This is a genomic window from Azonexus hydrophilus DSM 23864 (genome assembly GCF_000429605.1).
Classification (GTDB): Bacteria; Pseudomonadota; Gammaproteobacteria; order Burkholderiales; family Rhodocyclaceae; genus Azonexus; species Azonexus hydrophilus.
Genome location: NZ_AUCE01000001.1, coordinates 56,789 through 74,817, shown reverse-complemented (window position 1 = coordinate 74,817; position 18,029 = coordinate 56,789). Strand labels below are relative to the sequence as shown.

18 protein-coding genes are annotated in these 18,029 nt (G+C 63.2%); 15 read left to right on the top strand and 3 right to left on the bottom strand.

Annotated features, from left to right (window positions below):
* On the top strand, positions 1-816 hold an 816-nt coding region (locus tag G471_RS18115; protein WP_028993560.1), incomplete at its 5' end, for a YybH family protein.
* A 77-nt stretch (positions 817-893) separates the two neighbouring features.
* Here G471_RS18115 and G471_RS0100375 read toward each other — a convergent pair.
* Entirely contained in the window at positions 894-1,604 is a 711-nt protein-coding gene (locus G471_RS0100375) for a response regulator transcription factor (protein ID WP_043420508.1), read from the bottom strand.
* A gap of 182 nt (positions 1,605-1,786) precedes the next feature.
* Between G471_RS0100375 and G471_RS0100370 the strand changes: the two genes are divergently transcribed.
* From G471_RS0100370 to hflX, 9 genes are all read left to right on the top strand, one after another.
* On the top strand, positions 1,787-2,179 hold the full coding sequence (locus tag G471_RS0100370; RefSeq protein WP_028993558.1) for an Hpt domain-containing protein: 393 nt from the start codon (positions 1,787-1,789) through the stop codon (positions 2,177-2,179).
* Positions 2,176-4,545, top strand: coding sequence for an ATP-binding protein (locus G471_RS16250; protein ID WP_051295184.1), 2,370 nt, complete (start codon positions 2,176-2,178; stop codon positions 4,543-4,545). The genes G471_RS0100370 and G471_RS16250 overlap by 4 nt, the downstream gene beginning before the upstream one ends.
* Positions 4,542-4,910 carry a response regulator gene (locus tag G471_RS16245; protein ID WP_081700045.1) on the top strand — a complete coding sequence of 123 codons (369 nt, stop codon included), beginning with the start codon at positions 4,542-4,544 and terminating at the stop codon, positions 4,908-4,910. The genes G471_RS16250 and G471_RS16245 overlap by 4 nt, the downstream gene beginning before the upstream one ends.
* A gap of 84 nt (positions 4,911-4,994) precedes the next feature.
* Complete coding sequence (locus tag G471_RS0100355) at positions 4,995-5,294, top strand: c-type cytochrome (protein WP_028993557.1); 300 nt, start codon at positions 4,995-4,997, stop codon at positions 5,292-5,294.
* Positions 5,295-5,360: 66 nt separating this feature from the next.
* Positions 5,361-6,638: an MFS transporter gene (locus G471_RS0100350; RefSeq protein WP_028993556.1), complete on the top strand. Its 1,278-nt coding sequence runs from the start codon at positions 5,361-5,363 to the stop codon at positions 6,636-6,638.
* 83 nt (positions 6,639-6,721) lie between these two features.
* The gene (locus G471_RS0100345; protein WP_028993555.1) at positions 6,722-7,708 is read left to right on the top strand and encodes an efflux RND transporter periplasmic adaptor subunit; all 987 of its coding nucleotides are present in this window, start codon (positions 6,722-6,724) and stop codon (positions 7,706-7,708) included.
* Between the two features lie 3 nt (positions 7,709-7,711).
* Positions 7,712-10,918, top strand: coding sequence for an efflux RND transporter permease subunit (locus G471_RS0100340; protein ID WP_028993554.1), 3,207 nt, complete (start codon positions 7,712-7,714; stop codon positions 10,916-10,918).
* Positions 10,915-11,139, top strand: a complete 225-nt coding sequence (locus G471_RS0100335; protein WP_028993553.1) for a YgaP family membrane protein — start codon at positions 10,915-10,917, stop codon at positions 11,137-11,139. Before G471_RS0100340 ends, G471_RS0100335 begins: the two co-directional genes overlap by 4 nt.
* A 76-nt stretch (positions 11,140-11,215) precedes the next feature.
* Positions 11,216-12,523 (top strand): GTPase HflX, encoded by a 1,308-nt coding sequence (gene hflX, locus G471_RS0100330; RefSeq protein WP_028993552.1) that lies wholly within the window; start codon positions 11,216-11,218, stop codon positions 12,521-12,523.
* Between the two features lie 2 nt (positions 12,524-12,525).
* Here the strand turns inward: hflX and G471_RS0100325 are convergent, their stop codons facing one another.
* Positions 12,526-13,440: a flagellar filament capping protein FliD gene (locus tag G471_RS0100325; protein ID WP_028993551.1), complete on the bottom strand. Its 915-nt coding sequence runs from the start codon at positions 13,438-13,440 to the stop codon at positions 12,526-12,528.
* A gap of 261 nt (positions 13,441-13,701) precedes the next feature.
* On the opposite strand from G471_RS0100325, the gene G471_RS0100320 reads away from it, so the two are divergent.
* Both G471_RS0100320 and G471_RS0100315 read left to right on the top strand, forming a co-directional pair.
* Positions 13,702-14,568, top strand: a complete 867-nt coding sequence (locus G471_RS0100320) for an NAD(P)-dependent oxidoreductase (protein ID WP_028993550.1) — start codon at positions 13,702-13,704, stop codon at positions 14,566-14,568.
* On the top strand, positions 14,565-15,446 hold the full coding sequence (locus G471_RS0100315) for an NAD(P)-dependent oxidoreductase (protein WP_028993549.1): 882 nt from the start codon (positions 14,565-14,567) through the stop codon (positions 15,444-15,446). Before G471_RS0100320 ends, G471_RS0100315 begins: the two co-directional genes overlap by 4 nt.
* Here the strand turns inward: G471_RS0100315 and G471_RS0100310 are convergent.
* Positions 15,412-15,864 carry a Fur family transcriptional regulator gene (locus G471_RS0100310; protein ID WP_028993548.1) on the bottom strand — a complete coding sequence of 151 codons (453 nt, stop codon included), beginning with the start codon at positions 15,862-15,864 and terminating at the stop codon, positions 15,412-15,414. The two genes, G471_RS0100315 and G471_RS0100310, sit on opposite strands and share 35 nt — an antisense overlap.
* Positions 15,865-15,945: 81 nt before the next feature.
* Here G471_RS0100310 and dksA point away from each other — a divergent pair, with 81 nt between their 5' ends.
* Genes dksA through G471_RS0100295 form a run of 3 tightly spaced genes read left to right on the top strand, consistent with a single transcriptional unit; the run spans position 15,946 to position 18,015 of the window.
* Positions 15,946-16,368, top strand: a complete 423-nt coding sequence (gene dksA, locus G471_RS0100305; protein WP_028993547.1) for an RNA polymerase-binding protein DksA — start codon at positions 15,946-15,948, stop codon at positions 16,366-16,368.
* A gap of 4 nt (positions 16,369-16,372) precedes the next feature.
* Positions 16,373-17,440 (top strand): CobW family GTP-binding protein, encoded by a 1,068-nt coding sequence (locus tag G471_RS0100300; protein ID WP_028993546.1) that lies wholly within the window; start codon positions 16,373-16,375, stop codon positions 17,438-17,440.
* Positions 17,434-18,015, top strand: a complete 582-nt coding sequence (locus tag G471_RS0100295; RefSeq protein WP_028993545.1) for a 6-pyruvoyl trahydropterin synthase family protein — start codon at positions 17,434-17,436, stop codon at positions 18,013-18,015. The genes G471_RS0100300 and G471_RS0100295 overlap by 7 nt, the downstream gene beginning before the upstream one ends.
* Positions 18,016-18,029 lie beyond the last annotated feature (14 nt).

Below are 18,029 nucleotides of genomic sequence, written 5' to 3'. Positions count from 1 at the left end.
CTGCGCTTGAAAGAACAGGCCAGCTATCTGGCAATTCAGGTGGCCTTGCTGGAAAAGACGCGCGACGCTTATCGCGACCAGTTCAACGTCGGTCAGCGCACGCTGCTCGACTTGCTGGATACCGAGAACGAATTGCTGTCGGCGCGGCGCGCCTCGGTCAACGCCGATACCGACCTGACGCTGGCCTACCTGCGTACCTACGCCGGCATGGGTTCGCTGCTGGAATTCATGGGGCTGCAGAAACTGGACACCCATACGCCGACCGCTGCCGAACTGGCCGAAGTCGATGCGGCCTCGCTGTGCCCGGCCGATGCCGTCACCCAGCAAGCCTCGGCGCGTGAGGCGCTCGATGCCAAGGCGCGGGAGATGATGGTCGCGCCACGTTCGCCGGTCGTCGCGCAGGCGCCGCAGGAATCTTTGGCGCCGCAGACGGCCATCGGCGACATCGAAACGCAAGTACGTTCCTGGGCGGAGGCATGGTCGGCCAAGGATTACTCGGCATACAGCGGTTTCTATGCACCGACCTTCACGCCGGACGGTGGCCTGTCCCGCGAGGACTGGGACCAGTTGCGTCGCGCCCGGATTTCGCCGCGTGAGCGTATCTCGGTCACAGTCGATAAGCTGCGCGTGCGGATGGATGGCGAGGACCGTGCTTTTGCCGAGTTCGAGCAGACCTATCGCTCGAACATCTTCAATGATCGTGTCCTGAAGACGCTGGAAATGATCAAGGTCAACGGCAAGTGGCTGATCAATCGCGAAAGCTCTACGCCGTGTGTCGGTAACACCGTTGGTGGTTGTAATCGCCTGTCACGCTGAGGATTAGCCGGGGTTGCGACCTCGTGCTGAATAAAAAAACCCCCGGGGATTTGTCCCCGGGGGTTTTTTATCGGGTGTCAGGCGAGGTCGACCTGAGAGACAAAAACATAGCCTTGCGAGCGCAGGGTCTTGATGAAACTGCTGCCATCGGCCTGTTTGCCAAGAATGCGTCGGATCTGGCTGACATGGACGTCGATGATCCGGTCGTAAGGGATGTATTCGCGTTTGAGAACGCGGGAGAGGCTTTCTCTGGACAGAGGCTCGAACGGGTGCTCGAGGAAGGCCATCAGCAGCGAAAATCCGGAAACGCCGATTGATACCGGTTCGCCGTCGCCATTCAGCAATTCCCGGGCAGCGGTATCCAGCGTCCAGTGTCCGAAGCGCAAGCGTTTGAAATCAGCACGCGAAACCGTCGTCTGGCTGCGTAGCTGGCTGCGTCGGAGCAGGGCACGGGTGCGGGCAAGCAATTCGCGCATGTTGCACGGTTTGGGCAGGAAATCGTCGGCGCCGATCTCGATGCCGATGATGCGCTCGATTTCGTCGGAACGCGTCGAGTGAATCAGAACCGGGATTTCCGATTGCTGGCGCAACTGCCTGAGCAGTTCCAGTCCGTCTGCATCGGGGAGGCTCAGATCAAGGATGACCACGTCGGGCTGTTGGTCGAGCTGTCGCCACATGGCCGCACCGTTTTCGGCGAAAATGCTGCTGATGCCCACTGTGCCAAGGGTGGTGCTGACAACATGGCGGGTGCCGGGGTCATCTTCTACGATCAGTGCTGTCTGATTCATGAGAGGGGTAAAGATGCTCGATGGAAACGATTGTAATGCATTGTAAAAGGATATGCGCAGGCTGTCTTGCAACGGGCATGGTGCGGCGAGCGGAGGCCGCAGGGCGTTTTACCTTTCTTCAACCAAGTTTCCAGCTGAAGCGGGACAATGGCAGTCTCTTCAACGGCAGGCGGTGATAATCCATGATGCTGATACCTCAGGAGCTGGAGGGCTTCGATGTCCGTGACGCTGTTGCGCGCATGCTGGATCGTCCCGAGTTGTGGTGGCAGGCCGTCGGTTTCTTTGTGCATCATTTTTCAACTTGGGAAGCCGACTGGCTTGAAGTGCGTGATAACGATCAAGCCGAGCGTCGCTGTGTACATGCGATTCGCAGTGCAGCGGCAAATGTCGGTGCGATGCGTCTTGCGGCCCTGGCTGAGCGCCTGGAAAGTATCCTGTTGCGGCGGATCGCCGGCGAGGATGTGAATATTCCTGTCGATTTGCGTGCTGAGCTTGCGGCCGCCTTTGGCCTGGCATGGAAAAGCGCTGAAGTAGCCTGGCGCGAAGCGGGTTGTGAGTTACCGGGGCAGTCGTGACAACGCAGTTTGAGCCGGCGCCGCTGGGGCGATACCTTGCCCGGGTCAATCTGCAGGTCTTGTTGCCGGCCTTCCTTGTCTTGTCGGTCATCATTCTCCTCACTGCCGGTGGCATGGACCTGCGTGACCGCATCGAGGAGGGGCGGGCGCGGACCGCGCTGCTTGAAGAAATGTTGACCAACAGCCTGCTGGTCGAAGATCCGGTACGGGTGTCCGTATTCAGGAAAATGCTTTCCTCGCTCCCCGATCTGCGCTCGCTTACCCTTTACCGTGACGATCAGAGCATTAAATTCGAATATTTACGCCCTGATGGCTATGCTGTTCCGGGATGGAAACCCCCGGTATTCGAGGAGGGTTATCGCTTGCAGCCGGGCTCGATCGACTTTCTGGTCGGTGGCAAGGTTGCAGGCAAGGGCTGGATGCTGGTCAGTTTTGATCTGGGGCGCCTGCACCGGCAGATGCTGGGTTACGCCTTGTTGATCCTGATCGAGTTTGCGCTGGCCCTGTGGGTCATCCTGAGGCTGCAGCACCGGCAGGTCGAGCGCGCGATGCGCCCGCTCGGCATGTTGAACGAAAACATGGCCGAGATTTCGCTTGGACGCCTGGATACCCGGGCGGCACATTCGGATATTGCCGAGTTCGAGCGGCTGAGCGAAGGTTTCAACCAGATGGTCGAGCAGATTCGCGAGCGGGATCACTGGCTGGCCTCGCATCTCGGAAATCTGGAACAGATCGTCGAGCAACGGACACGCGAGTTGCGCCAGGCCAAGGAGGTCGCCGAAGCGGGGAGCCTGGCCAAGAGCGAGTTCCTGGCAACCATGAGCCATGAAATCCGGACCCCGATGAACGGGGTGCTGGGGATGACGGAATTGTTGCTGAACACGGGCCTGACGCCGACGCAACGGCAGTTCGTCGAAGCGGTTGATCGTTCAGGGCGGCACCTGCTGGCGATCATCAACGATGTGCTTGATTTCTCCAAGATCGAATCCGGGCATTTCGAACTTGAAGAAGAAGATTTTGATCTTGTCCGCTTGCTCAACGAGTCGGTCGAGCTGTTTTCGCAACCCGCCCACAAGAAAGGCTTGGCGTTGCTGATCGAGGTGCAGGGTGGCCAGTCCCTGCATTTGCGCGGGGATGCCTTGCGCTTGCGCCAGGTGGTCGCCAATCTGCTGAACAATGCAGTTAAATTTACCGATCAGGGAGAGATCGTTCTTGGTCTGACTTTGCAGCCGTCCGAGCCAGGCAAGCAGTGTCTGGAATTGCGGGTCAGGGATACCGGCGTCGGTATTCCGGCAGAGGCTCGCGAGCGGATTTTTGAACACTTTGCCCAGGCCGATGGCTCGACCAGTCGGCGTTTTGGCGGTACCGGCCTGGGTTTGGCGATCTGCCGGCGCCTGGTTGACATGATGGGCGGCGAGATCACTGTGGACAGCGTGCTTGGGGTTGGTACGTGCTTTACCGTCAGTTTGTGTCTGCCGGTGGTCGAACGGGCAGCATCGGACGATTTGGCAGATAGCGGCGGCGTGACTTCGCGCCGGGTCGAACTGCCGATGGATACGGATTCGGCGAGCCCCATCCTGCGTGGCCGGGTTTTGTTGGCGGAAGACAATGAAAGTAACCAGATTGTCGCGCGTACCCATCTGGAGCGCCTGGGTTTGCAGGTGGTCGTGGTCAATGATGGTCAGCAGGCCATCGATCTGCTGGCCCGCGAGCCTTTCGATCTGGTCCTGATGGATTGCCAGATGCCGGTGGTCGATGGCTTCTCGGCCTGCGCCGAATTGCGCCGCCGGGAAGCACGGGACGATCTTCCGCACCTGCCGGTGGTGGCGTTGACAGCCAACGCCATGCGTGATGACCGGGCCCGTTGTCTGGCGGCCGGCATGGACGACTACCTGGCCAAACCATACCGGGGTGAGGAAATTCTCACCGTACTCGAGCGTTGGCTGCCCCGGGAGCGTCGCAAACCGACTGCAGTGCCGACGGTGGTCCAGGCCGTCTCGGGAAATGCCGCACTGGATCCGGGGGTCTTCGAACAGCTGCGCACCCTGGCGCCGAGCGGTGCCAATGCCTTGATACGGCAACTGATCGAAGCCTACCTGCGGGGTGTCGAAAGCTTGTGGGGCGATTACGAGGGCGCCTTGTCTGCCGGCGATGCATTGGCCATGGCGCGCGCCTGTCACGCCATGAAGTCGAGCAGTTACAACGTCGGGGCGCTGCGGTTTGCGGGTTTGTGCCGGGAAATCGAGGCCCTGTGTCAGGAGGGGAAGCAGGAGGAAGTCATGGCCTTGCACCCCGGTTTCGTCGCCGAGCAACTGGCGGTGCGCATGGCTTTGGACGAGATGCTGGAAAAGGGACTGTCGTCATGAGAGAACGGGTATGTCGGGTACTGGCGGCGGATGATGATCCGACCATGGGGTTGATGTTCGGCGTCGTGCTTGCTGCGCCGGCATTCGCCCTGCGCTTCGTGCCGGATGGCGTGGCAGCGCTGGCAGCCTATGGCTCCGGTGGGGATTTCGATATTGTCGTGCTCGATGTCGAAATGCCCGGCCTTGATGGCCTGAGTGTTGCCGGGACGATCCGGCGATGCGAATCCGATCTGCCCATCGTGTTGTTGAGCGGGCGCGCAGACGCAGGTTTTTTCGACGCGGCGTCGACGCTGGGTGCCCATCATCTGCCCAAGCCGGTCGACTGGGCTGCCCTGGCTGGCCGGCTGCGGGCCTGGCTCGACTGATCCGCCGGCGCTTGTCTGTTTGAGCCGCTCTCGGGTTAGACTGGCGGTATCGCACAAGAATTTTTACAAGCGGAGGAAACACACATGAAAAAATTGATCCCTGTCATCCTGGGTTTGCTGATTGCCGCGCCGACCATGGCTTCGGAAGAACTGGCCAAGGCCAAGAACTGTACGACCTGCCACGGCATGGCCAAGAAGATTGTCGGCCCCGGCTACCAGGAAATCGCCGCCAAACGGGCCGGCGAAAAGGGCGCGGAAGCTGCCCTGGCCGCCAAGATCAAGAACGGTAGCAAGGACGAGTGGGGCAAGGTGCCGATGCCGGCCAATGCCGTCACCGATGCCGAGGCACTGGCGCTGGCCAAGTGGGTCCTGTCGTTCAAGTAAGAGCCGTCAGGCAGTAGCAGGAAGGCGCCCGTAGAGGCGCCTGATATAACATACCCGGAGACTGTCATGGGGCCGTTGACTCCCGAACAGCGTCGGTGGCGCTGGCTGGCGCTGGCCGTTGTCGCGCTGGCTTACATCCTTTCGTTTTTCCAGCGCTTTGCGCCGGCCGGCATTGCACAGGATCTGGCTGCCGCCTTTCAGACCTCGGCGGCTTCGCTCGGCGTGCTCGCCGCGACCTATTTCTACATCTACACGGTGATGCAGATCCCCACGGGGATACTGGCCGATACCCTGGGGCCGCGCCGGATACTGGCGCTGGGTGCCTTGGTTGGTGGTGTCGGCAGTCTGCTGTTCGGCTTCGCGCCGTCGCTCGAATTCGCGCTGGCCGGCAGAACCCTGGTCGGGCTCGGCGTTTCGGTCACTTTCATTGCCATGCTCAAACTGGTTGCGGTGTGGTTCGAAGAGAGCCGTTTTGCAACCATCGTCGGCATCTGCATGCTGGTCGGCAATCTCGGTTCGGTGCTGGCTGGAGCGCCACTGTCGGCGATGGCCCAGGCGACCGGCTGGCGTGGCGTGTTCATCGGCGTTGGCGCTGTCTCGCTGGTGCTCGGGGCGCTGTGCTGGCTGATCGTCCGCGATGCCCCGACCGCTTCGGGCGAGGCATCGCGGCCGCGTTTCGATCGGACGGTGGTGCTTTCCAGCCTGCTGGCGGTGATCCGCAACCGTGCCACCTGGCCGGCGGCGCTGGTCAATACCGGCATGTCCGGCGCCTTCTTCACCTTTGCCGGGCTGTGGGCGACGCCTTATCTGATGCAGGTGCACGGCATGGCGCGCGCGACTGCCGCCAATCACCTGTCCTTGTGGTTTGGCGGTTTTGCCGTCGGTTGCCTGTTCATCGGCGGTCTGTCCGACCGTCTGGGGCGGCGCAAGCCGGTGATGATCGCCGTCTCGCATGTTTATGTGGCGATCTGGCTGATCCTGCTGTCCTGCGTGACGATGCCGCTCAGCTTGTCGTACCTGCTTTTTGCCTTGCTCGGTTTGTCGACCGCCGGATTCAGCCTGACCTGGGCGTGTGCCAAGGAAGTCAATCCGCCGTTGCTGTCGGGGATGTCGACCAGCGTCGCCAACATGGGCGGCTTCCTCTGTGCCGCGATCATGCAGCCGGTCGTCGGCTGGATCATGGATCTCGGCTGGCATGGCGAAATGGTTGCCGGTGCCCGCGTCTACGACGTCGCCACCTGGCAGAACGGGGTGCTTGCCGTGACCTTGTGCGCCACGCTGGGCGCTGCCGCCAGCTGGCGTATCCGCGAGACACGCTGTCGCAATATCTGGCAGGCGGCCTGATAATTGTTTTGCGCATGACATGAAGTCGTAGAATCAAGCTTCTGTCTTGCTACGGGGATGCAAATTAGCGTATGCTTATATTCATGAAATCCATCGCTCGCTCCCTGATTTTCGCTCTTGCTCTGGTGTCGACCGCAATCATGGCGGCAGATGCCTTGCCGGTCATCATCGTCAAACCACATCCGGTCGACCTGACTATCCCGGCTGAATCAGTTGTCGAGGCCGTGCAGCAGACGACGGTTGGTGCCCAGGTGGCAGGCCGGGTACTGGAAGTGCGCGCCGATAGTGGCCAGCGGGTGACCAAGGGCGATCTGCTGATGCGCATCGACGCGCGTGAGGCTGGTGAAGCAGCCCGTGCGGCCGAAGCGCAATACAAGGTGGCGAAACTCAATTACGAACGCCACCAGCAGTTGAAGGAACAGAAATTTGTCAGTCAGGCGGCGGTCGACAAGGCCAGGGCCGATTTCGATGCGGCGGCGGCCAATCGCAGTGCTGCCGGTGCCAGCCAGAGTCACGCGAGCATCGTCGCGCCGATGACCGGCATCGTCGCCCGCCGGCATGTTGAAGCCGGCGACATGGCGATGCCGGGAACGCCGTTGTTCAGCATTTACCAACCGGGCAGCCTGCGCGTCACCGCCAGCATTCCCCAGCATCGCCTGCCGGCCATGCGCGGCGTCAGCAGTGCCCGCGTTGAGTTCCCGGAACTCGGCAAATGGGTCGATGCGAGCGCCATCCAGGTGCTGCCCACGGTCGACGCGGCGACCCATGTCGCGCAGGTGCGCGTCAGTCTGCCGGCGCTGGCGGAAGCCGTTCCCGGCATGTTCGCCCGGGTCCATTTCGTCACCGGCCGTGCCGACAAGCTGACTGTGCCGGCCGGCGCGGTAGTGCGCCGCGGCGAAGTCGCTGCTGTCTATGTGCAGACCGCCGACAATCGCCTGGTCCTGCGCCAGTTGCGCCTCGGCGAAATCGTCGGTCAGGGCGAGATCGAGGTGCTGGCCGGGCTGGCGGCGGGCGACAAGGTGGTCACCGATCCGGTCAAGGCGGCCATTCAAGTTCAGTCGGGCAAGTAGGCCATGGCCGCTGACAAGACTAGGCTCGGCATTTCCGGGCGTATTGCCGCCGCCTTCCAGGATTCGCGGATCACCCCGCTGCTCGCGCTGGTCGCCTTCCTGATGGGCGTTTTTGCCACGCTGGTTACGCCGCGCGAGGAAGAGCCGCAGATCGACGTGACCATGGCCGACGTGCTGGTCGCCTGGCCGGGCGCTTCGGCCAAGGATGTCGAGAACCTCGTGGCGACGCCGGGCGAGCAAGTGCTGTCGCGCATGCATGGCGTCGAACATGTGTATTCGATGTCGCGCCCGGGCATGGCGGTGATCACCGTGCAGTTCGAGGTTGGCGTCAAGTACAACGACGCGGTGTTGCGCCTGCACGACACGGTGATGGCGCATCGCGACTGGCTGCCGGCCAATCTCGGCGTGCTCGAGCCGGTGATCAAGCCACGCGGGATCGACGACGTGCCGATTGTCGCGCTGACCTTCCACACCGCCGATCCGGCGCGTTCGGCCTACGAGCTGCAACAGGTGGCGCGTGCGGTCGAGATCGAACTGAAACGGATCAAGGGCACGCGCGACATCTCGACGCTTGGCGGTCCCGATCATGCCGTGCGCGTGCTGCTCGACGCCGAACGGATGAACGCTTTCGGTGTCACGCCGCAGGACATTGCCGGCGCGCTGACCGTTTCCAACGCCTTGCAGACTTCCGGCAGCCTGGTGGCCGGTAATCGTGAAATCCTGGTGCAGACAGGGACTTACCTCGAATCGGCAGCGGATGTGAAGCGTCTGGTCGTTGCGGTTCGCGAGCGCAAGCCGATCTACCTGAGCGACGTCGCCACGGTCGAGGACGGCCCCGACCAACCGCAGCGTTACGCCTGGTTCGGCACCAAGGACGGTGAGTTCCCGGCGGTCACCATCCAGATTTCCAAGCAGCCCGGGGTCAATGCCGCCGACGTGGCGAATGCTGCGGTCGACCGTATTGAAAGCCTGAAAAATATCGTCATTCCCGACGGCGTCGAGGTCACGGTCACCCGCAACTACGGCGAGACGGCGACCGAAAAAGCACAGAAGCTGATCGGCAAGCTGGTTTTCGCCACCGCATTCGTCGTCTTGCTGGTCTTCTTTGCGCTGGGCAAGCGCGAAGCGGTGATCGTCGGTATCGCCGTGACCCTGACCCTGGCGGCGACGCTGTTCGCCTCCTGGGCCTGGGGCTTCACGCTCAACCGGGTGTCGCTGTTCGCGCTGATCTTCTCGATCGGCATTCTGGTCGACGACGCCATTGTCGTCGTCGAGAACATCCACCGCTGGCAGGGTCTCTATCCGGAAAAGACGCTGCTCGAAATCATCCCCGGCGCGGTGGATGAAGTCGGCGGGCCGACCATCCTGGCGACGCTGACCGTTATCGCCGCGCTCTTGCCGATGGCCTTCGTTTCCGGGCTGATGGGCCCGTACATGAGCCCGATCCCGATCAACTCGTCGATGGGCATGGCGCTGTCGCTGGCCATCGCCTTTGTCGTCACGCCCTGGCTGGCGGTGCGGCTGATGAAGTCGCATGGCGCCGGTCATGGCGCGGCACCGGTGTCGAAGCTGGATGCCAAGCTCGACAGCACTTTCCGCAAGCTGCTGACGCCCTTCCTTGATCCGCTGACGGGCGCCGCCGCGCGCATCAAGCTGGCCATCGTCGTCGTTTTGCTGATCCTCGGTTCGGTGTCGCTGGCCTACTTCCAGCTCGTCGTGCTGAAGATGTTGCCCTTCGACAACAAGAGCGAATTCCAGATCATCGTCGACATGCCGGCCGGTACGCCGGTTGAAGAAACGGCGCGGGTGCTGCAGGAAATCGGCAGCGAACTGGCCAAGGTCGAGGAGGTGACGAATTACCAGGCCTATGCCGGCACCGCCAGCCCGATCAACTTCAATGGGCTGGTTCGCCAGTATTACCTGCGGGCCGCGCCGGAAAAGGGCGACATCCAGGTCAATCTGGTCGACAAGGCGCATCGCTCGCGCAAAAGTCATGAAATCGCCGCCGGCGTGCGCGCGGCGGTCGAAGCCATCGGTCAGCGTAACGGCGGCGTCGCCAAGGTCGTCGAAGTGCCGCCGGGGCCGCCGGTGATGTCGCCGATCGTCGCCGAGATCTACGGCCCCGATTACGCCGGCCAGATCGCCGTCGGCAAGCAGGTGCGCCAGGCCTTCAGCGAAACGCCCGACATCGTTGCCATCGACGACTACATCGACGCCGATGCGCGCAAATTCGTGCTCCATGTCCTGCAGGCCAAGGCCGCGCAACTGGGCGTGGCGCAGCGCGACATTGTCGAAGTCGTCGGCATGGGGCTGGCCGGCATGGACGTGACGCCGGTGCGCAATGCCGATTCCAAGTTCGCCGTGCCGGTGCGGATCACGCTGCCGTCAGCGCAGAAGTCGGCGCTCGATACGCTGCTCAAGTTGCGGGTCCGTTCCCGCGATGGCCAACTGGTGCCAGTGTCCGAGCTGGTCGAAGTGCGCGACACGGTGCGCGAAAAGACCATCTACCACAAGGACCTGCTGCCGGTCGTCTACGTCGTCGGCGACATGGGCGGCCAGCTTGATTCGCCGCTCTACGGCATGTTCGACATCCGCAGCCGGATCAACGGTATGGAACTCAAGGAAGGCGGCAGGCTTGGCGAATGGTTCATCCGCCAGCCGACTGATCCCTACGCCGGCTACAGCGTCAAATGGGACGGCGAATGGCAGGTCACCTACGAGACCTTCCGTGACATGGGTCTGGCCTACGCGGTCGGCCTGATATTGATTTATCTGCTAGTGGTCGCTCACTTCGGCAGCTATCTGGTGCCATTGATCATCATGGCCCCGATCCCGCTGACCATCATCGGCGTGATGCCCGGACATGCCTTGTTCGGCGCGCAATTCACCGCGACTTCGATGATCGGCATGATTGCGCTGGCCGGTATCATCGTCCGCAACTCCATCCTGCTGGTCGATTTCATCAAGCAGCAGGTTGCCGCCGGCATGGATTTCCACGACGCGGTGATCCAGTCGGCGGCGGTGCGCGCCAAGCCGATCGCGCTGACCGCATTGGCCGCCATGCTCGGCGCCATGTTCATCCTCGACGACCCGATCTTCAACGGCCTGGCGCTGGCGCTGATCTTCGGCATCCTGGTGTCCACGCTGCTGACCCTGGTCGTCATTCCCGTTCTCTACTACGCAGCCTTCCGCAAGGAGCATCAATCATGACCACCGAACGCATCATCCGCATCATGGCCGGCTTCTTCGTCATGCTCTCGCTGGCCCTCGGCTGGCAGGGCAGCCCGGTCTTCGTTTCGGAATGGTTCCTGGCATTCACTGCCTTCGTCGGCTTCAATCTGTTCCAGAGCGGCTTCACCGGCTTCTGCCCGCCGGAGAAACTGTTGAAGAAGCTCGGCGTCAAGTCGGGCGGCAGTTCCTGCGGCCTCTGAGCGCAAGGTAGTCGCAGCGACGGCGCCGTTGACGGGTACACTCTGCTTCCCGCCGTTGTCGAGAAGCCCTGCCCGAATGTCCGTCGAATTGAGAGAAAAACCCGCCGTCGCCATCGTTGCGGCCGTCCAGCTACCCAGTGTCAGCGATGTCGAATTCGAGTCCTCGCTGGCCGAACTGCGCGAACTGGCCAAGACGCTCGGCTACACGGTGGTCGACACCTTCATCCAGAAGCGCGGCAGTTTCGATACGACGTCCTATGTTGGCGTCGGCAAGTGCGAGGAAATCGCTCATTACGTCGAGCACACGGCCGACCGTGAGATCGATGCCATTCTGGTCGATCATGAAATCTCGCCGTCGCAGGCGCGCAACCTGGAAAAGGCCACCGGTTGCCCGGTGATGGACCGGACCATGGTCATCCTCGAAATCTTCCATAACAACGCCCGTTCGCGTGCCGCCAAGGCGCAGGTCGAAATCGCCCGCCTCGGCTACATGGCGCCGCGACTGCGCGAAGCGGCCAAACTGGCCGGGCCGCAGGGCCGCCAGCGTAGCGGTGTCGGCGGCCGCGGCGCCGGCGAATCGCATACCGAACTGGACCGGCGCAAGATCCGCGACCGCATCGCCGAGCTGCAACTGGAAATTGTTGCCATGGATGCCGAGCGTCAGACCCAGCGCGCGCGCCGCCAGGAACGCCAGAGCCTGGCCAGCGTCGCCCTGGTCGGCTACACCAATGCCGGCAAATCGACGCTGATGCGGGCGCTGACCGGCAGCGAGGTGCTGGTCGCCAACAAACTGTTCGCCACCCTCGACACGACGGTGCGCACGCTGCACCCGGAAAGCGTGCCGCGCGTGCTGGTCAGCGACACCGTCGGCTTCATCAAGAACCTGCCGCACGGCCTGGTCGCCTCGTTCAAGTCGACCCTCGACGAGGCGCTCGATGCCGGCCTGCTGCTGCATGTGATCGATGCCAGTGACCCCGGTTTCGAACGCCAGCTCGAAGTCACCGACCATGTTCTGGCCGAAATCAGCGCCGACACCCTGCCGCGCCTGCGCATCTTCAACAAGATCGACCATGTCGGAAACGAGGCGGCACAAGTCGAATGCACGGCCAGATTGCGTGAACAGTACCCGGATTGCGTGGTGATGAGCGCTGTTCGGCTGGACGATGTGGCGTGTCTGCACCAGATCATCGTCGATTTTTTCCAGGCGGCGCTGGTCGAGGCTGAACTGTTTATTCCCTGGTCGGCCCAGCAGTTGCGCGGTGAACTATTCGCCAACTGTCAGGTACTGGCCGAGCGGGCGGACGAGAACGGCGCCTTTTTCAGCATCCGTGGCGAGCAGGCGGCAATCGACAGCTTGCGCGAGCGTTTGTCGCCGGCTGGCTGAATTCAGACGCTGATGCCGCGCATCGCCTGATAGGCCGCCAGTGCCCGGGCGACTTCGCCGCTTGGGCGGGCGCTGTCGCCAAGACCGAATTCCATTTGCAGCGATGCCTTGTTGGTGTCGATGTAGTCGATGACGCGGCTCAGGTTGTTCATCCGGTTGGGAATGAAATTGTTCTCTGAATTGAGCAATTCCGCGGAGCGGGCAAAGTTGCCGCTGAATTCGCGAATCGCGTTCACCGCACCGTTCGGATTGCTGGCCAGCACACGTTCCAGGCGGGCGGTGTCGAGACTGGCCATGTTGGTGACCGGGTCGATCGCCAGTCCGAGCGCGCCCATGCCGCGAACACCGCTGCCGGCACCGTTGAAAATGTTCTCGATGCTCTTTTCCAGTTCCCACTGCGACACGGTTGCGGCGTGTGTGCCGGCCAGCAGGCCGCCGTTGGCCAGGACTTCGTCGAAGCGGTCGATCCAGCCGTTGTAGGCTTCGGTAAAGGCCTGCAGGCGGCTGCGGATTTCGTCGGCGCTGCTGCCATGGTCGATTGTGCCCAGTTTGCCGGCTTCCTGCTGCATTGCCGCGACGTAGTCTCCCATCGCGGTCATTTCGGCGAATTCAGCTTTGTAAACAATCTCTTTACGGTTGATCGTGGTCATCATCGCGTAGGCTGACTCCGGATCGAACAGCGCCGGATTGCGGCCGTTGGCCATCAAGGGGGCATTCGTCAGCAGGGCGTTCATGGCGCCGGTGGTGCTGCCGCCGTTGAGCAGGCTGTCCATGGCCTGGGATTTGAAATCGGCCAGCCGCTCCTGCAGGACGGCCAGGAAGTTGCCGCCTGCTGCCGCAGAATTGCCTTGCCCGCGCTGCATGCCGGAAAGCAGCGAAAAATCGAAAGTCTTGCTGATGATGGCGTTGCTCGACATATTGCCTCCTGGCGGTGGCGGTGGCGGTGGCGGTGGCGACGGCAGATTGCCGTCTAGTTGCCCATGGCTTCCTCAGTGCAACAAGCGTGCCCGGTGCCATGAAATGTTGGCGCGTCCGCCGCTGTCCCGCGCTACCGGCATTTCGCCGATTCCCCGGGGGGCCGGCGTGGCGGGTCGATTCACGTCCTCCGGCAATTTTCGCCGCCGTCGACTTGCCGGCCGATCGGCTAGAATCCGCCTGACAACATGGAGGAGCGGGACATGAAGATTGGTTTTATCGGCCTGGGCATCATGGGGCGCCCGATGGCGCTCAATCTGTTGAAGGGTGGCCACCAGGTCACCGTCTGGGCGCGCCGCGCCGAATCGATGCAGCCCTTGCTCGATGCCGGTGCCAGCGGCGCTGCGTCGCCGGCTGATGTGGCGCGCGGCCAGGAACTGGTGATTTCCATGGTCGCCGATGCGCCCGACGTCGCCGAAGTCATGCGCGGCGTCGCCAGTGCTGCCGTGCCGGGGCTGGTCGCCGTCGACATGAGCACCATCGCGCCGGCGGCAGCCAAGGCCATTCACGCGGAACTGGCGGCGGCCGGCGTCGATTTCATGGACGCGCCGGTGTCCGGCGGTGAAGTCGGCGCGATTGCCGGCACGCTGTCCATCATGGCTGGCGGTTCCGACGCCGCCTTTGCCCGCGCCCAGCCGGCGTTCGCCTGCATGGGCAAGAACATCGTCCATGTCGGCGCTTCGGGTGCCGGCCAGGTGACCAAGGCGGCCAACCAGATCGTCACCGGCATGGGCGTGCTGGCTGTTGCTGAAGCGATGGCCTTTGCCTCGAAGAACGGTGTCGACCGCGGCAAGGTGCGCGAGGCGCTGCTCGGCGGCTTCGCCTACTCGAAGATCCTGGAAAACCACGGTCAGCGCATGCTCGACCGCAATTTCAAGCCGGGCTTCAAGAGCTGGATGCATGAAAAGGACCTGAACATCGTCATGCAGACGGCGCACGAACTCGGGCTGTGTCTGCCGGGGTCGGCAGCGACCGCGCAGATGTTCAACGCCATGGTCGGTTCCGGCCTGGGCGAGGAGGATTCGATCGCCGTGCTGAAACTCCTGGAAAGCCTCTCGGGACAGGCATGAAGGTCGGTTTCATCGGACTGGGCGCAATGGGGCGCCCGATGGCCCTGCATCTGCAGGCGGCCGGCCACGAGTTGCACGTCTGGGCGCGCCGGCCGCAAAGTTGTGCCGGCCTGCCGGCGACGGTCCATGCCTCGCCGGCCGAACTGGGCGCTGCGTGCGAGGTGGTGTTCACCGTCATCACCTCGAGTGCCGATGTTGAAGGCGTGACGCTCGGCGACAACGGCTTGATCCACGGCATGGCGCCGGGCAGCATGCTGGTCGATTGCTCGACCATCGCGCCCGACGTCGCCCGGCGTATCGCCGGCCAGTTGGCGGAGAAAGGCATCCACATGCTCGACGCGCCGGTGTCCGGCGGCGAGCAGGGGGCGAAAGACGCGACGTTGGCGATCATGGCTGGTGGCGACGCGGCGGTGCTCGAACGGGTGCGTCCGCTGCTCGAAAAACTCGGCCAGCGCATCGTCCATATCGGCCCCAACGGTGCTGGCCAGGTCGCCAAGGCCTGCAACCAGATGATCATGGTCGCCGCCATCGAGGCGGTCGCCGAAGCAATGCGCCTGGCCGCCGCCGCCGGGGTCGATCCGGCCAAGGTGAAGCAGGCGCTGGCCGGCGGTTCGGCCGGCTCGCGCGTGCTTGAGATCATGGGCCAGCGCATGGTCGACCGCGATTTTTCGGCCGGCATCGAGGCACGCCTGCATCACAAGGATTTCGGGCTGGTACTCGAAGCAGCGCGCCAGAGCGGCGTGCCGGTGGCGCTGACGGCAAGCGTCGCCCAGCAACTCAACGCGCTGATGGCGCTGGGTTTCGGCAAGAACGACACGAGTTCGCTGTTGCGTGTGCTGGAGGCTAATTCCCCGCGCACTGCGGACACACCGCGCTGATCTCGACTTCCGGGCTGTCCAGGCGGTGGCCGGTGGCGGCCAGGCTGGCGCAGAGGGTGGTGGCGACGTTGGCGTCTTCCAGTTCGGTCACCGCATTGCATTTCGGGCAGACCAGGAAGAGGCTCGGTGCCGAATGGTTGCCGTGGCGGCAGGCGACGAACAGGTTCATGCGGCCGATCTTGTGCGCCAGGCCGTGCTCGATCAGGAAGTCGAGGGCGCGGTAGATGGTTGGCGGCGAGGCATTGCCGCGCGACTGCCGCATCTGTTCGAGCAGGTCGTAGGCCTTGATGCCCTTGGGCGTTCGATAGAGCAGGGCCAGGACTTCGCGGCGGATCGCCGTCAGGCTGGCACCCTGTTGTCGACAATGGCTGGCGGCACGTTCCAGCGCCTGGCTTTCGTCGCAGAGTTCGGTATTCATCGAATCGGCTTGGTGGTGGGTATGCGATGTTATAACATTGCCGACTTCCTGCACCAAATCACGACGATCAAGGAACGTTCGATGAGCCGATCCACCAAGCTGCCGACCGAGGCAGAACTTCTCGCCGCTGCCGACGATGAATACATGTCGCCGGCGCAACTGGCCTTCTTCCGTCAGCGCCTGCTTGATGAGGAAGCCGCACTGCGCGGCGCCGCCGAGGAAACCACGCACCATCTGCAGGACAATGCTGCTGAACCCGATCCCAACGATCGCGCCAGCGCCGAGGAAGAGCACACGCTGGAACTGCGCGTGCGCGACCGCGAGCGCAAGCTGCTGAAGAAAATCGGCCAGGCGCTCAAGCGCATCGACGACGGCAGCTACGGCTGGTGCGAAGATACCGGCGAGCCGATCGGCATCGCCCGCCTGCTCGCCCGGCCCACCGCCAGCCTGTGTCTGGAAGCCCAGGAGCGTCACGAGCAGAAGCGGCGCCAGTTCGGCGGTTGATCGCATGATGGCCGACGACGCCGACCGGCGCATTCCGGTCGTCATCCTCACCGGCTTTCTCGGCGCCGGCAAGACGACGCTGCTCAATCACCTGCTGCAACAGCCGGAAATGGCTGAAACCGCCGTGCTCATCAACGAGTTCGGCTCGGTTGCCGTCGACCATCACCTGGTCGAGAAGATCGACGACGACGTGATCCTGCTTGACGCCGGCTGCATCTGCTGCACTGTGCGCGGCGACCTGACGCGCAGCCTGACCGACCTGTTCATGCGCTGCCTGCGCCGCGAGATCAAGCCGATCCGCCGCGTCGTCATCGAAACCACCGGTCTGGCCGACCCGTCGCCGGTGATCTACACGCTGATGGAAGATTTCTTCCTGGCCGAGCGTTACCGCATCGACGGCGTCGTCACCGCGGTCGACGCAACCCACGGCGAGGGCCAGTTGGCAACGCACGGCGAGGCGATCAAGCAGGTGGCGATGGCTGACCGCCTGCTGCTGACCAAGGCCGACCTGGCGACGCCGGGGCAACTGGCAGCACTGGCCGCCCGGCTGACCACGATGAACCCGTCGGCACCGCAACTGCCGGTAGCGCGTGGCCAAGTCCCGCCCTCGGCGATCCTCGCCTGCGGCCTCTACGACCCGGCCGCCAAGTCGCCCGACGTGGCCGGCTGGCTGGCCGAGGAAAAAGTCCGCGACGAGCGCCGCAAAGCGCACGGCCACCATCATCACCACGACGTCGACCGGCACGATGCGCATGTCTACAGCTTCGCCCTGACCTTTGCCGAGCCGCTCGCCTGGCCGAGTTTCGCCGACGCCGTCGGTGTCCTGCTGGAGACCATGGGCGAGCGCGTCCTGCGCATCAAGGGCCTGCTCAATGTCGTCGGCGACCACAAGCCGCGCGTCGTCCAGTGCGTCCAGCACGTCCTCTATCCCTACACCCGGCTTGACGACTGGCCGGCGCAAGCGCCGTACAACGACCGCCAGAGCCGGCTTGTCTTCATCGTTCGCGATCTCGACCAGTCGCTGGTCGAGCAGGCATTCGCGATGTTCTGTGGAGTGCGCGACCAATGCTGATCCGCAAGCTGTTCAAGTTCGAGAACGCCCATATCGTGCGCGGTTGCAGCACGCGCCGCTGCTCGCATTCGATCCACGGCCATTCGTACAAGGTCGAGCTGATCCTCGAAGCGCACGCCTTCGACAACGGCCAGATGCTCTACGACTTCGGTCTGCTCAAGGGCGGCCCGCGCGACCTGATCGACGCCTTCGACCACGCCGTCGCCCTCTGGGACGGCGACGACGCCGACTACGTGGCCGCCTGCAAGCGCTTTTCCGAACGCTGGATCAGCCTGCCGGTGTCGCCCAGCGCCGAGCAGTTTTCGCGCCTGTTCTTCCGCCTGGTCGATACGCTGTTGCGTCTGACCGACACCGTCAACGGCGAGCAGGATGTGCGCCTGCATTCGGTCATCGTTCATGAAACCGAGACCGGCTACGCCCAGTGCTTCCGCGAGGACGCCGACAACCCGCGCATGGGTCTGATCGAGCTTGAACGCATCGTCTTTTCCGAGGCCATCACCCAAGCCTGGCGCGACCCGCAGTTGTTCGAAAAGCTCAAGCGCGGCGAGCGCCTGCGCAACCCGTCCGCCGTCTGATTTTGTCTTGAAGG

What these genes read in the sequence shown, in the direction of transcription:
- hflX (WP_028993552.1), top strand. Translation starts at nt 11,216, where the DNA reads ATGTCCGTCGAATTGAGAGAAAAACCCGCCGTCGCCATCGTTGCGGCC.
- G471_RS0100350 (WP_028993556.1), top strand. Translation starts at nt 5,361, where the DNA reads ATGGGGCCGTTGACTCCCGAACAGCGTCGGTGGCGCTGGCTGGCGCTG.
- G471_RS0100335 (WP_028993553.1), top strand. Translation starts at nt 10,915, where the DNA reads ATGACCACCGAACGCATCATCCGCATCATGGCCGGCTTCTTCGTCATG.
- G471_RS0100315 (WP_028993549.1), top strand. Translation starts at nt 14,565, where the DNA reads ATGAAGGTCGGTTTCATCGGACTGGGCGCAATGGGGCGCCCGATGGCC.
- G471_RS0100375 (WP_043420508.1), bottom strand. Translation starts at nt 1,604, where the DNA reads ATGAATCAGACAGCACTGATCGTAGAAGATGACCCCGGCACCCGCCAT.
- G471_RS0100355 (WP_028993557.1), top strand. Translation starts at nt 4,995, where the DNA reads ATGAAAAAATTGATCCCTGTCATCCTGGGTTTGCTGATTGCCGCGCCG.
- G471_RS0100310 (WP_028993548.1), bottom strand. Translation starts at nt 15,864, where the DNA reads ATGAATACCGAACTCTGCGACGAAAGCCAGGCGCTGGAACGTGCCGCC.
- G471_RS16245 (WP_081700045.1), top strand. Translation starts at nt 4,542, where the DNA reads ATGAGAGAACGGGTATGTCGGGTACTGGCGGCGGATGATGATCCGACC.
- G471_RS0100340 (WP_028993554.1), top strand. Translation starts at nt 7,712, where the DNA reads ATGGCCGCTGACAAGACTAGGCTCGGCATTTCCGGGCGTATTGCCGCC.
- G471_RS0100295 (WP_028993545.1), top strand. Translation starts at nt 17,434, where the DNA reads ATGCTGATCCGCAAGCTGTTCAAGTTCGAGAACGCCCATATCGTGCGC.
- dksA (WP_028993547.1), top strand. Translation starts at nt 15,946, where the DNA reads ATGAGCCGATCCACCAAGCTGCCGACCGAGGCAGAACTTCTCGCCGCT.
- G471_RS0100370 (WP_028993558.1), top strand. Translation starts at nt 1,787, where the DNA reads ATGATGCTGATACCTCAGGAGCTGGAGGGCTTCGATGTCCGTGACGCT.
- G471_RS0100300 (WP_028993546.1), top strand. Translation starts at nt 16,373, where the DNA reads ATGATGGCCGACGACGCCGACCGGCGCATTCCGGTCGTCATCCTCACC.
- G471_RS0100345 (WP_028993555.1), top strand. Translation starts at nt 6,722, where the DNA reads ATGAAATCCATCGCTCGCTCCCTGATTTTCGCTCTTGCTCTGGTGTCG.
- G471_RS0100320 (WP_028993550.1), top strand. Translation starts at nt 13,702, where the DNA reads ATGAAGATTGGTTTTATCGGCCTGGGCATCATGGGGCGCCCGATGGCG.
- G471_RS0100325 (WP_028993551.1), bottom strand. Translation starts at nt 13,440, where the DNA reads ATGTCGAGCAACGCCATCATCAGCAAGACTTTCGATTTTTCGCTGCTT.